The sequence below is a fragment of the Demequina sp. genome (assembly GCF_016278775.1).
In the GTDB taxonomy this organism is placed as follows: domain Bacteria; phylum Actinomycetota; class Actinomycetes; order Actinomycetales; family Demequinaceae; genus Demequina.
The window spans coordinates 17,629-29,794 of record NZ_JADQBF010000024.1 but is presented as its reverse complement, the minus strand read 5'-3'; the positions used below and the strand labels follow the sequence as shown (position 1 = coordinate 29,794).

The window sequence follows — 12,166 nt, the reverse complement described above, 5'->3', positions numbered from 1 at the left end:
GACGACGCGCGCGACTATTCGACGGGTCCCACGCGTGCCATCAGGTCGCGCCGCACCGAGGGCCATTCGGTGTGCAGGATGGAGAAGACGACGGTGTCGCGAAGCGTGCCGTCTCGCCACACCATGTGGTTCCTGAGGACCCCGTCCTGCTTGGCGCCCAGCCGCGCGATGGCGGCGCGCGACGCGTGATTGTGCCAATGAGTGCGCAGTTCCACTGCGACGCAGTCCAAGTCCTCGAAGGCGCGCGAGAGGAGCAGCAATTTGGCCGCGGCGTTAATGCCTGTTCTCTGTGCCTGCACGCCCAACCAGGTGCTACCAATCTCGAGCCGGCGGTTCGCCGGGTCGAGGCCCATGAACGTCGTCATTCCAGCGGCGCGCCCAGAGGCCTGCGGCACGATTGCCCATGGCGCCATCGCCTCCTCGCGGTGCAACGCGAGTCGCCTGTCGATCTCGGCCGCCATCTGTTCTGGCGAAGGTACAGAGGCGTACCAGGTCTTCCAGAGGGCGTCGACGGAGACGGCCGCGCACAGATCGTCGTGGTGCCGCTGGGTGAGAGGCTCCAGGCGCACCACAGAGTTCTCGAGAAGCGGGATGTGTGCGAATTCCATGCCCAGACTCTAGGGCCCGATGCCTTCGCCAGGGCGATCGCAGGTGATCGGGCGCCCGGTGAAGGGTGCTCCAGTTGACTGCCGTTGCATCACGATATATCGTGAGTGTGTCATCGGAGAGAAGGGACACATCGTGAGGCACTCACACAAGAAGTTCGGACCGCGAGGCCATCGCGGGGAGGCCCTGGCAGGCCCCATGAACAGGCACTCGGGTTTCGGCGAGGGGGACGAGTTGGGGCGTCACGGCGGCCGTGGCCCTCGTGGCGGGGGCCGAGGGCGTGGGCCCGGTAGTGGCAGGCGAGGCGCCGGATCGCGAGGAGGCCGTCCTCGGGGCGACGTGCGCGCCGCCGTGCTGGTGCTGCTCGCCGAACAGCCGCGCCACGGCTACGACCTCATCAGGGCCATCGAGGATCGCAGCAACGGGGAGTGGACCCCCAGCCCCGGGTCCATCTACCCGACGCTTCAGTCGCTTGAAGACGAGGGACTCATCACGATCGACACCGTTGACGGACGCAAGACCGCCTCTCTCACGGAAGAAGGCGTGGAATGGGTCGCCGGGCATACAGAGGCCGCCGCTGCGGTCTTCGCTAGCGAGCCGTCGCCAGAGGGGTCCGCGGGCCAGATCAGGGCTGAGTTGGCGGCGCTGAGAGACGCGGCCATGCACGTCGCCCGCCATCAGGGCACTGACGGTGCGGGCGCCAAGGCGGTTCAGATCCTGTCAGACGCGCGCAAGGCGATGTACGGCCTGCTAGCCGGAGACGACGCCTAGCGCCTACCGGCGCGCGCTCGCGTAGATCTGGTCCGCGACGTCGGCGAAGTGTTCCAACACCACCCTGCGTCGCACCTTCATGGACGCGGAGAACTCGCCCTCTGCCTCGGTCAGCTCCCTTGGAAGCACCCGCCACTTGCGGATTGCTTCCACCTTCGAGACGTGCGCGTTTGCCGCGTCGACCACGGACTTGAGGTGGGCCTTGACGTCGGGGTGCTCGGCTGCCTCCGCGATGGTCATCTTTGGCAGGCCGTGAGAATTGAGCCACGCCGCCAGCATCTGAGTATCGAGCGCGATCAAGGCGCCAATGAAGGGCTTGCCGTCGCCCACGACGATCACTTCTTGGATGATCGGATCCGGCCTGATCGCATCCTCGAGCGCCGCGGGCTGCACATTCTTGCCAGCGTCGGTGACGATGATCTCCTTCTTGCGGCCCGTGATCGTGAGGTAGCCGTCCGCGTCAAGGCTGCCGAGGTCGCCAGTGGCGAACCAGCCGTCCCGCAGCACCTCCGCCGTGAGGTCCGCGCGGTGGTGGTACCCGGCGAACACGTTGGGCCCCTTGATGAGCACCTCGCCGTCATCCGCGATGCGCACGGTGCAACCGGGGAGCGGCAGTCCCACTGTGCCCACACGCGGAGCGTCTTGAGGGTTGCACGTGGCCGGAGCGGAGGACTCGGTGAGTCCGTACCCCTCCAACACCGTGACGCCCAGGCCCGCATAGAAGTGAGCCAGGGCGGGGGATAGGCGCGCGCCGCCAGACACGACGTACTGCATCTCGCCGCCCATCGCCGCCCGCACCTTGTGCAGCACGAGCGAATCGGCCACACGCAGCTGGAGCGCCAGGATAGGGCCGAGTCGGCCACTTTGCCTCCGCGCGGACGCGCGCCGCGACACGCCTGCCGACCACCTGAACAACCGCTGTTTGATCCCACCTCCGGTGCGAGCGTCGGCCGTGTTGTAGAACGCCTCGAGCACGCGGGGAACCGCGAGCATCCAGTGAGGCTTGAAGGACTTGAGGTCCGCGGGGAGGGTCGCTGGCGACGGGGCAAAGCCGAGCGTCATTCCCGACGCCATGGTGAGGATCTCAAGGTGGCGCGCCAGCACGTGCGCCAAGGGCAAGAACAGCAAGATGCGCTGCTCAGGGGACGTGAGCTTCTGCAGTTCCGGGTACGCGGTGGCATTGAGGGCGTGCTCTACCAGGTTGCGGTGCGTGAGCTCGACCCCCTTCGGGTTGCCCGTGGTGCCGGACGTGTACACGATGGAGGCGACCTCGTCTGGGGCGACGCCAGCGGTGCGGGCCACGAGCTCCTCGTCTGACATCTGCTCCCCGGCCGAGACGAGAATGTCGACGGCGGGCGAATCGCCCTCGATGGCCAGTACCTTGAGCGAGCCAGGAGCGATCTTGGCTGACGCGGGGCTCTCCACGATGAGGAGCGTGAGCGCCGCGTCCTCGGCGATCCACGCGACTTGAGACGCCGACGAACTGGGATAGATCGGCACGGTGATGCCGCCTGCCGCCATGATGGCGAAATCGAACAGCGCCCACTCGAAGCGGGTCGACGCCATCAGCCCCACGCTTGCACCCGGCGCGACGCCAGAGGAGGCGAGCCCCTTGGCGACGGCGGTGACCTGATCCGCGAACTCGCTGAGCGTCACCGGAATCCACGCCCCAGTGGGGGACTTGTACTCGCAATACAGCCTGCCGGGATGCTCGGTTGCCTTCTCGCGCATGAGCGCCGTGGTGGAGACGTGGTCTCCGACCGTCACTAGCGCAGGGATACCGAACTCTGTCTTCGTTGACGTCTCCACCATTCGCATTTTAGTGAGCGTCGTGGCGCGCGCTGGGACCGTGGTCCCTGTCGCGACAGGCCCCGATGTGAGGCGCGTCAGAGCAGGCGGTTGAGAGCGCCCAGCGGGATCTGCACCCAGTCCGGACGGTAGTTCGACTCGTAGACCACCTCGTAGAGCGTCTTGTCGATTTCGTAGGCGTGGAGCAGCGCGAGAGCCGCGTCGGATGCCTCATGCCCGTACCCGCGCAAGAAGGCGATCCGATTGCGCCGCACCCAATCGTCGATGTACGCGGTCTCCTCCACGCCCTGCACGATCGCAACGGAATGCGCCGCGTAGTCCAAAGAGCGCAACAATCCGGCGACGTCTCGGGCCACGGAGTCGAGGCGGACGCGGTCCGGCAGAGGTTGCGCTGGCTCGCCCTCGAAGTCGATGATCATCCACCCGGCTGTGGTGCGGAGGGTCTGGCCCAGGTGAAAGTCTCCATGCACGCGTTGCACAGGAACGGGCGTGTTGGAGTCGACGGCTGCATAGGCCGCACGCGCACGGTCCGCATAGGCTCCGACGATGTCGTGCCTGGCCACAGCCTCGTCAAGGCGCCCGTTCAGGCGGGCAAGAAGTGCGTCGACATCCGCTGGCCCCCAACTGGCGGTGGGGAGGGTCTCCCGCATCTGCTCGTGCACCACGGCGAGCGTTTGCCCCAGGCGCTCGGACTCTCCGGCGAAGTCGCCGCCGGCCTCCCGCGCGCGCACGGCGTCGTCCTGCAAGGCGCGGACGCTCGCCCTGGCCGTGTCCCAGCCGTCGGTTGCCGACCGCTGGAAGGCCCCGATCATCGCGAGGTCGATGTCGCCGCTGGTGATCCAGCCCTGGAGTGGTGGAATCTCTTCGGAACCCAGGTGGGTGAGCGCCGCTTGAATCTCGATGTCGGGATTGCGCCCAGGGGCCAGCTTGCGGAAGAACTTGACGAGGCTGTCGCCCACGATCACAGAAGTGTTGCTCTGCTCCGCAGACATCAGCACGCTGTCAGTATCGATCTCGAGAGAGAAGCCCTCGAGCCGGGAGTAGGAGATGTCGGCTGGACTGTCGATGCCGTCGGCAAACCCGCGTAGCAGTATGCCGCGAGCCTCGGGGTCGTGCAGGGCGTCGTACACGTAGAAGATCTGGCCATCCAGCGACCCCGCGCCGATGAAGCCGTAACTGAGATCCTCACGCGGGTGCAGCCGGTAGGACAGCGGCACGTTGAACAGCGACCCAGCGTCTACCAGCTCGAAGCGCACTCCCAGCCCTTCGCCGGGGTCGCTCAGCCACTCCAACTCACGCACGTGGGTGATGGCGACCTCGTCCGTGCCTTGGCCGAACCAGCGCTGGCGCGCCAGGTAGGCGCTCAGTTCCGGGCGTTCTATCCACTGACTCATGGGAGCGTTCCTTCCGTCAAGGCTGGCCTGGATATCCGGAACCAGTAGAACCCGTGCCCGGCGAGTGTCAGCAGGTAGGGCAGGTCCCCGATGGCAGGGAACTCGACGCCTCCGAGCATCTCGACGGGGCGCGAGCCGGTGAACTGGTGCAGGTCAAGCTCGACAGGTTGCGGGAAGCGGGAGAGGTTGTTGACACAGAGCATGACGTCGTCGCCGTCTTGGCGCAGGTACGAGAACACCGTGGGGTTGGAGCCGCCAAGGTCGAAGAAGCTCCCGCGGCCGAAGGCCGAGTGCTGGCGGCGCACATGAATCATCCGCCGCGTCCACTGCAACAACGACGAGTTGCTCGCCTCTTGCGCTTCCACGTTGATGGCCTGAAAGCCGAAGACCGGGTCCATGACAGGAGGCAGTGACAGCCTTCCGGGATTCGCCCGCGAGAAGCCTGCGTTGCGGTCAGGGGTCCACTGCATCGGCGTGCGCACACCGTCACGGTCACCCAACCAAATGTTGTCACCCATGCCGATCTCGTCGCCGTAGTACAGCACCGGTGATCCCGGCAGGCTGAGCAGCAGGGCCGTGAACAACTCCATCTGGTTGGTGTCGTTATCGAGCAGGGGAGCGAGCCGCCGCCTGATGCCGATGTTGGCCTTCATGCGCGGGTCGGTCGCGTACTCCTTCCACATGTAGTCGCGATCCTCGTCGGTGACCATCTCGAGGGTGAGTTCATCGTGGTTGCGCAGAAAGATGCCCCACTGGCAATGCTCGGGGATCGCTGGAGTCTGGTCCAGAATCTCGCTGATGGGGTACCGAGACTCGCGCCGCACTCCCATGAAGATGCGCGGCATGACGGGAAAGTGGAAGCACATGTGGCATTCGTCGCCGCCGACTTCCGGATCGCCGAAGTAGTCGACCACGTCCGCGGGCCACTGATTGGCCTCGGCAAGCAACACCCGCCCCGGGTAGTTGTCGTCCACGTACTTGCGGACCTTCTTCAGGAACTGGTGCGTGCGGGCAAGGTTTTCGCCGTTGGTGCCCTCCTCCTCGTAGAGGTAGGGCACGGCGTCCAGCCGGAATCCGTCGACCCCGATGTCGAGCCAGAACTTGAGGGCATCGAGCATGGCTTGATGAACCGCTGGGTTTTCGAAGTTCAGGTCCGGTTGGTGGCTGTAGAAGCGGTGCCAGAAGTACTGCTGGCGCACCGGGTCCCAGGTCCAGTTCGAACTCTCCGTGTCGACAAAGATGATGCGAGCGTCTTGGTAGGCCTCGTCCGTGTCGTGCCAGACGTAGAAGTCTCCGAAAGGCCCGTCTGGATCGCTGCGAGAGGACTGGAACCACGGATGTTGATCGGAGGTGTGGTTCATCACGACGTCAATGACGACCCGAATGCCGCGAGCATGCGCGGAGTCCAAGAATTCCTGGAAGTCTTCGATGGTGCCGATGTCGTCGGCGACGGCGGTGTAGTCCGCGACGTCGTAACCGCCGTCCTTGAGCGGTGACGGGAAGAACGGAGGCAGCCATACGCAGTCGACTCCGAGCCACTCGAGGTAGTCGAGCTTCTCCGTGAGGCCCTGGAGATCTCCGACTCCGTCCCCGGACGCGTCGCGGAAGGACCGGATCAGCACCTCGTAGAACACCGCCGACTTGAACCAGTCAACGTCGGCGCGATCGAGGCCCTGCTCGGCGTGACTCATACGTCTACCGTATGCACTTGGTGGACGCAGGGCGAACCGGGGCTCTGCTCAGTTGGAGTTCTTCTTGGCTTCGCGCTTGGCCGCCGCCTTCGCCTTCTTCGCTTCTGCCTTCTCCTTGAGTTGCTCCCGGTCGCGGAAGTGAGCCGCGCCGGCCGCAGCTCCTACGATCCCGGCGCCATTGAGGAGTTCCGCAGGCACGATGGGGGATCGCAACGCGAGCTTGGGCAGGAAGTTCTCGTGAGCCTTCGATACGCCCCCGCCCACGATGATGAGGTCGGGCCAGATCAGCCGCTCGACCTCTGAGAAGTACTTCTGCAAGTGACCGGACCACTCGTCCCAGTCGAGGTCGTGGCGCTCGCGTGCCGACTCAGCCGCGTACTCCTCTGCGTCGCGGCCGTCGATGATGAGGTGCCCCAGTTCCGTGTTGGGCACGACTTCTCCGTCCACAATGACGGCACTCCCGATGCCAGTGCCTAGCGTGGCCAAGAACACGACGCCGTCGCGGCCGTGCGCGGCACCGTAGAGGAACTCGCCATAGCCGGCGGCGTCCGCGTCGTTGAGCGTGTGAACGAAGCGGCCGATGTAGTCGCGCATGACGTCGTCAATGTTGACGCCGATCCAGGACTGGTCCATGTTGGGGGCGAACTTGACCACCCCGTGCTGGACGACGCCGGGGAAGGTGATGCCGATGGGCGTCTTCTTGGAGGGGGAGAACTTGGAGACCACCTTGGCCACGGCGCTCCCGACGGCGTCTGGGGTTGCCGGTTGGGGCGTCGCCACGCGGTAGCGGTCTTCCGTGAAGGCTCCCGTCTTGAGGTTCACGGGGGCCGCCTTGATGCCGCTGCCGCCGATGTCGACGCCGAGTGCGATGTGTTTGCTCATGGGGTGGTCAGAACCTCCGGGCCATCGGGCGTGATGTAGATGGTGTGTTCAAACTGCGCGACCCACGAGCCGTCCTTGGTGACCACGGTCCAGCCGTCATCCCATTCGCGGTTCGCCTCTGATCCGGCCACGATCATGGGCTCGACGGTGAACACCATGCCTGGCTCGATGACGTCGTCGTGGTAGGGAGCCGAGTCATAGTGGGGGATCACGAGGCCGCTGTGAAATGCGGGGCCCACGCCATGGCCGGTGTAGTTCCTCACCGACTCGTAGCCGAAGCGTGCAGCGTACTTCTCGATGACGCGGCCGATGACGTTGACCTGGCGCCCTGCGTGGGCGGCCTTGATGCCGCGCATGGTGGCCTCGCGGGCCACCTCGAGCAGCTGGCGCGTCTGTGCGCTGCCCTCGCCAGCGATGAACGAGCCGCAATTGTCGCCGTGCACACCGTTGAGATAGGCGGTGATGTCAATCTTGACGAGGTCGCCGTCCTGAACAACCGTGTCGTCGGGGATCCCGTGGCACACCACCTCGTTCACGGAGGCGCACAGTCCCTTGGGAAACGGCGGCCTGCCCGCGGCGCCAGGGTAGCCAAGCGTGGAGGGGTATGCCCCGTGGTCCATGAGAAATTCGTGCCCGACCCGGTCGAGCTCGTCCGTGGTCACTCCAGGCACGACGTGACGGCCCACCTCGGCGAGAGCCTGCGCGGCGATCTTCGCGCTGATGCGGATGCGCTCCACGATCTCGTCGCTGTGGACATCGCCGCCCTTCCACGTGGCAGCTCGCTTCTTGCCCACGTACTCGGGACGGGGAATGCTGGCGGGGACGGGGCGCATCGGGGAGACTGAGCCCTTGGTGATGCTCTCGCGTGCGGGGGCCATACTTGGCAGTCTAAGGGCGCAGGAGGCCGAACATGCACGAGGCAAGCGACAACACGGAGTACTACTTCAACACGCAGACTCGCATGGTGGAGAAGGGGCGCCTCAGCCCGTGGGAGCACTTGCTTGGCCCGTATGCCAGTTTCGACGAGGCGTCCCAGGCGCTCGAGACGGCCGAGAAGCGCTCCGACGCATGGGACGACGCCGATGCCGAGTGGAAGGGCGAGGACTAGCCCACATCCCGTGAGGGCTATTCGTCGAACGTGTGGTCGGCGCTGGGGAACGTCGCGCCCTTGACCTCGTTCACATACGACGCGGCAGCGTCGCGCATGGCCTTGCCCACCTCGCCAAAATGCTTGGAGAAACTGGGGCTCCAGTCGGACATGCCGAGAGCGTCGAGCCACACGAGCACCTGGCCGTCAGTGTGGGGTCCCGCGCCGATGCCGATGGTCGGAATGTCCAGGGCGGCCGTGAGTTTCTCCGCCACGGGCGAGATGACCATCTCGAGGACGATCATGCAGGCGCCCGCTTCTTGGAGGGCCACGGCGTCGGCGAGCATCTCGTCGTAGGCGCCGTCGCCCCTGCCCTGGATCCGCCGCCCGCCCAGCATGTTCTCTGACTGTGGCGTGAAGCCGAGATGGCCTACAAAGGGGATGCCAGCGTCGGCGAGGGCCTTCACCTGCGGGGCAATGCGGCGCCCGCCCTCGAACTTGATGGCGTGCGGCTGGGCCTCCTTCATCATGCGAATCGAGGACTCGACAGCCTGCTGAGGCGACACCTCATAGGTGCCGAACGGCAGGTCCGCCACCACAAAGGCCTTCTGGGCGCCGCGCGAGACGGCACGGGCCAACGGGATCATCTCGTCGAGAGTGACGGTGCCAGTGTTGTCGTGGCCCAGGATGTTGTCGCCGAGCGAGTCGCCCACGAGCAGGACGTCTACCCCAGCCTCGTCAAACAGCTTGGCCGTGGGGAAGTCGTATGCCGTGAGCATCGTGATCTTCTCACCGCGGGACTTCATCTCGCGGAAGTGGTGGATGCGCACCTTCTTGCGGTCGGTCATGGCTCCACTTTCTCACGCCAGCGGCTGGTAATCGGCAGTCGTCTGTCGCGACCGAACGCGAGAGCCGTCACCTTGGGTCCAGGCGGGTACTGACGACGCTTCCACTCCGCGCGGTCAACGAGCGACAGCACCTTGTCCACCACGGCCTCGTCAAAGCCGCGCGCCAACAACTCGGCCCTGCCCTCCGCGTGCTCCACGTAGGCGTCGAGCACCTCGTCGAGGAGGTCGTAAGGGGGCAGCGAGTCTTGGTCTGTCTGGCCTGGACGTAGTTCGGCGCTGGGCGGCTTCTCGATCGAGTTCACGGGGATCGGCTCGACCTCGCCGCGCTCGGCCGCCACGGCGTTGCGCCACCGCGCCAACTCCCACACGCGGGACTTGTCCACGTCCTTGAGGGGTGCGAAGCCCCCGATGCTGCCTGCGTCGTAGATGGTCGCATAGCCGGTGGCGAGCTCGGACTTGTTGCCGGGCGCGATCACCAGGTGGCCCTCGCGGTTTGAGATCGCCATCAGGATCACGCCACGCACGCGGGCCTGCAGGTTTTCTTCCGGCACGCCGGTGAGCGCCAACTCTTGCTGGAAGGCGTCGACCATGGGCGCGATCGGCTGCACGCGATAGTCGGCGCCGATGCGCTTGGCCAGGTCGGCGGCGTCGTCTTTGGAGTGCTCTGAGGAGAACGACGACGGCATCGACACGCCCACCACGTTTTCGCCGCCCACCGCGTCGGCGGCGATCGTGGCGGTCAGCGCCGAGTCGATGCCGCCTGAAACCCCGAGCACCACGGAACTGAAACCGTTCTTGGTGACGTAGTCGCGCAGACCCGTGACGATCGCGTGGTACACCTGCTCGTCGTCAGAGGCGAAGTCGACCACGGAGGACGGCACGGGAGACTCGCCCGCTCCTGGAAGTGTCCACGTGAGGAGGGCGTCGGCAAATCCGGGGGAGTTGGCCATCCACTCGCCGTCGGCCGCCACGATGAAGGAGTGGCCGTCGAAGACCAGGTCGTCTTGGCCTCCCCACATATTGACGTAGGCGAGCGGCGCGCCCACCTCTGCGGCGCGTCGGCGCGCAAGGTCGGTGCGCACGCGACCCTTTCCCTCCTCGAAGGGCGAGCCGTTGAGCACCACCAGCAGGTCGATGCCAGCATCGTCCATGTCGGCGACGGGGCCGCCGTCTTGCCAGATGTCTTCACAAATGACGACGCCGACGCGACGGCCATCGACGTCGACCACAAGGCGGTCTGCACCCTGCGCGAAGATGCGACGCTCGTCAAACACCCCGTAGTTGGGCAGGTGGTGCTTGTTGTAGCGGGCCTGAACCTTGCCGTCTCTGATCACGACGGCCTGGTTGAAGGGCATACCGGTCTTGCTGACGCCCAGCGTGCCAAGAATGACCGTCGTGGACCCCAGGCCGTCCGCCTCCAGGCCGGAGGCAAGTGCCTTGACGGCGCGCTCGGCCGCGCGCTGAAAACTCTCGCGCAGAGCCAAGTCCTCGATGGGGTATCCCGTCATCACCATCTCAGGGAACGCGACGAGGCTGGCCCCCGCGTCGGCGGCTTGTCGCACAGAGGTTCGCACAAGCGCTGCATTACCAGCGATATCGCCGACGCAGGGATTGACTTGGGCGAGCGCTATCGTGAGGCCAGACATGGCGCCAGCCTACGCGGCGCCTGGCGCAAGGGCATGTCACATGATCGTCACATTGATGGGGCAGGATAGGGGCTATGGATAAGCAGCAGGAGTATGTGCTTCGCAGCGTCGAGGAGCGCGACATTCGCTTCATTCGATTGTGGTTCACCGATGTGCTCGGGATCCTCAAGTCGGTGGCGATTGCACCCGCAGAACTTGAGAATGCGTTCAGCGAGGGCATCGGCTTCGATGGTTCCGCGGTAGAAGGGCTGACTCGCGTCTACGAGTCCGACATGCTGGCGAAGCCTGACCCCACCACCTACCAGGTGTTGCCGTGGAGGGGCGAGAGGCAGGGCGCGGCGCGCATGTTCTGCGACATTGGACTGCCGGATGGGGAGCCAGCGTTGTCGGACCCCCGCCAGGTGCTCAAGCGCACTCTCGACAGGGCGTCCGAACAGGGGTTCTCGTTCTATGTGCACCCCGAGATCGAGTTCTACCTCTTCAAGCCCCTCGAGGACGGCCAGCCACCCAAGCCCGTGGACCAGGCAGGCTACTTCGACAACGTGCCGCGCGGCACCGCGCACGAGTTCCGGCGCACCGCCATCACCACGCTGGAAGAGATGGGCATCTCCGTCGAGTTCAGCCACCACGAGGCGGGGCCCGGCCAAAACGAGATCGACCTTCGCTACGCAGACGCGCTGACGGCCGCCGACAACATCATGACCTTCCGCACCGCGATCAAGGAGGTGGCACTGGAGCAGGGGCTGTACGCCTCGTTCATGCCCAAGCCGCTGCACTACGCGCCAGGGTCAGGCATGCACTCGCACCTCAGCCTGTTCGAAGGCGATCGCAACGCCTTCCATGACCCCGCGGCAGACTTGGGCCTGTCCACTGTGGCTCGCCAGTTCATGGCGGGACTGCTGAGGCACGCGCCGGAGATGACCGCCGTCACCAATCAGTACGTGAACTCGTACAAGCGTTTGTGGGGAGGCGCGGAGGCGCCCAGTTACGTGTGCTGGGGCTCCAACAACCGCTCCGCCCTGGTGCGCGTGCCGATCCACAAGCCGAGCAAGAGCCAGTCGACGCGCATCGAGTACCGTGCCGTCGACTCGGCGGCGAACCCCTACCTGGCGTTCTCCGTCATGCTTGCCGCCGGACTCAAGGGCATCGAGGAGGGCTACGAGCTTCCTCCCGGCGCGGAAGACGACGTGTGGGAGCTCAGCGCCGCCGAGCGCAAGACGATGGGTTATGAGCCGCTGCCGTCGTCGCTCTCGGAGGCCGTTGCCGTCATGGAGAAGTCCGAGCTGGTGGCAGAAACGCTCGGCGAGAACGTCTTCGACTTCTTCCTGCGCAACAAGCGCGAGGAATGGTCGGGTTACCGCTCACAAGTGACGCCCTTCGAACTCGAACGCCACTTGGGCGTCCTGTAGTCGCCAGACTCGTGAATGCCCGT

General features: G+C 65.5%; 11 protein-coding genes. 3 read left to right on the top strand and 8 right to left on the bottom strand.

The window, feature by feature from the left end; translation table 11 throughout:
• Positions 1-14 precede the first annotated feature (14 nt).
• Positions 15-608, bottom strand: a complete 594-nt coding sequence (locus QZZ33_RS03785; protein WP_291378307.1) for a GNAT family protein — start codon at positions 606-608, stop codon at positions 15-17.
• Between the two features lie 337 nt (positions 609-945).
• Here QZZ33_RS03785 and QZZ33_RS03780 point away from each other — a divergent pair, with 337 nt between their 5' ends.
• A complete protein-coding gene (locus QZZ33_RS03780; protein WP_291378306.1) occupies positions 946-1,377 on the top strand; it encodes a PadR family transcriptional regulator in 432 nt (143 codons plus the stop codon).
• A 3-nt stretch (positions 1,378-1,380) separates the two neighbouring features.
• On the opposite strand, the gene QZZ33_RS03775 is transcribed toward QZZ33_RS03780, so the two are convergent.
• The 5 genes from QZZ33_RS03775 to map all read right to left on the bottom strand — a co-directional run bounded on the left by QZZ33_RS03775 (position 1,381) and on the right by map (position 8,031).
• On the bottom strand, positions 1,381-3,189 hold the full coding sequence (locus tag QZZ33_RS03775; RefSeq protein WP_291378305.1) for an AMP-dependent synthetase/ligase: 1,809 nt from the start codon (positions 3,187-3,189) through the stop codon (positions 1,381-1,383).
• Positions 3,190-3,263: 74 nt separating this feature from the next.
• Positions 3,264-4,580, bottom strand: a complete 1,317-nt coding sequence (locus QZZ33_RS03770; RefSeq protein ID WP_291378304.1) for a phosphotransferase — start codon at positions 4,578-4,580, stop codon at positions 3,264-3,266.
• Complete coding sequence (gene treS, locus QZZ33_RS03765) at positions 4,577-6,271, bottom strand: maltose alpha-D-glucosyltransferase (protein ID WP_291378303.1); 1,695 nt, start codon at positions 6,269-6,271, stop codon at positions 4,577-4,579. The genes QZZ33_RS03770 and treS overlap by 4 nt, the downstream gene beginning before the upstream one ends.
• Before the next feature lie 48 nt (positions 6,272-6,319).
• Entirely contained in the window at positions 6,320-7,153 is an 834-nt protein-coding gene (ppgK, locus tag QZZ33_RS03760) for a polyphosphate--glucose phosphotransferase (protein WP_291378302.1), read from the bottom strand.
• The gene (map, locus tag QZZ33_RS03755) at positions 7,150-8,031 is read right to left on the bottom strand and encodes a type I methionyl aminopeptidase (RefSeq protein WP_291378301.1); all 882 of its coding nucleotides are present in this window, start codon (positions 8,029-8,031) and stop codon (positions 7,150-7,152) included. The genes ppgK and map overlap by 4 nt, the downstream gene beginning before the upstream one ends.
• Before the next feature lie 32 nt (positions 8,032-8,063).
• Here map and QZZ33_RS03750 point away from each other — a divergent pair, with 32 nt between their 5' ends.
• Complete coding sequence (locus tag QZZ33_RS03750) at positions 8,064-8,261, top strand: hypothetical protein (protein ID WP_291378300.1); 198 nt, start codon at positions 8,064-8,066, stop codon at positions 8,259-8,261.
• 17 nt (positions 8,262-8,278) lie between these two features.
• Here QZZ33_RS03750 and panB read toward each other — a convergent pair whose 3' ends face one another.
• On the bottom strand, positions 8,279-9,088 hold the full coding sequence (gene panB, locus QZZ33_RS03745) for a 3-methyl-2-oxobutanoate hydroxymethyltransferase (protein ID WP_291378299.1): 810 nt from the start codon (positions 9,086-9,088) through the stop codon (positions 8,279-8,281).
• Positions 9,085-10,734 (bottom strand): NAD+ synthase, encoded by a 1,650-nt coding sequence (locus QZZ33_RS03740; RefSeq protein ID WP_291378298.1) that lies wholly within the window; start codon positions 10,732-10,734, stop codon positions 9,085-9,087. The genes panB and QZZ33_RS03740 overlap by 4 nt, the downstream gene beginning before the upstream one ends.
• 74 nt (positions 10,735-10,808) lie before the next feature.
• Here QZZ33_RS03740 and QZZ33_RS03735 point away from each other — a divergent pair, with 74 nt between their 5' ends.
• Complete coding sequence (locus tag QZZ33_RS03735; protein WP_291378297.1) at positions 10,809-12,143, top strand: glutamine synthetase family protein; 1,335 nt, start codon at positions 10,809-10,811, stop codon at positions 12,141-12,143.
• The last annotated feature ends 23 nt before the right edge of the window (positions 12,144-12,166 follow it).

Excerpts from the sequence above, each read along its gene's own strand:
- QZZ33_RS03785 (WP_291378307.1), bottom strand. The coding sequence starts at position 608 with ATGGAATTCGCACACATCCCGCTTCTCGAGAACTCTGTGGTGCGCCTG.
- ppgK (WP_291378302.1), bottom strand. The coding sequence starts at position 7,153 with ATGAGCAAACACATCGCACTCGGCGTCGACATCGGCGGCAGCGGCATC.
- treS (WP_291378303.1), bottom strand. The coding sequence starts at position 6,271 with ATGAGTCACGCCGAGCAGGGCCTCGATCGCGCCGACGTTGACTGGTTC.
- map (WP_291378301.1), bottom strand. The coding sequence starts at position 8,031 with ATGGCCCCCGCACGCGAGAGCATCACCAAGGGCTCAGTCTCCCCGATG.
- QZZ33_RS03775 (WP_291378305.1), bottom strand. The coding sequence starts at position 3,189 with ATGGTGGAGACGTCAACGAAGACAGAGTTCGGTATCCCTGCGCTAGTG.
- QZZ33_RS03770 (WP_291378304.1), bottom strand. The coding sequence starts at position 4,580 with ATGAGTCAGTGGATAGAACGCCCGGAACTGAGCGCCTACCTGGCGCGC.
- QZZ33_RS03750 (WP_291378300.1), top strand. The coding sequence starts at position 8,064 with ATGCACGAGGCAAGCGACAACACGGAGTACTACTTCAACACGCAGACT.
- QZZ33_RS03740 (WP_291378298.1), bottom strand. The coding sequence starts at position 10,734 with ATGTCTGGCCTCACGATAGCGCTCGCCCAAGTCAATCCCTGCGTCGGC.
- QZZ33_RS03735 (WP_291378297.1), top strand. The coding sequence starts at position 10,809 with ATGGATAAGCAGCAGGAGTATGTGCTTCGCAGCGTCGAGGAGCGCGAC.
- panB (WP_291378299.1), bottom strand. The coding sequence starts at position 9,088 with ATGACCGACCGCAAGAAGGTGCGCATCCACCACTTCCGCGAGATGAAG.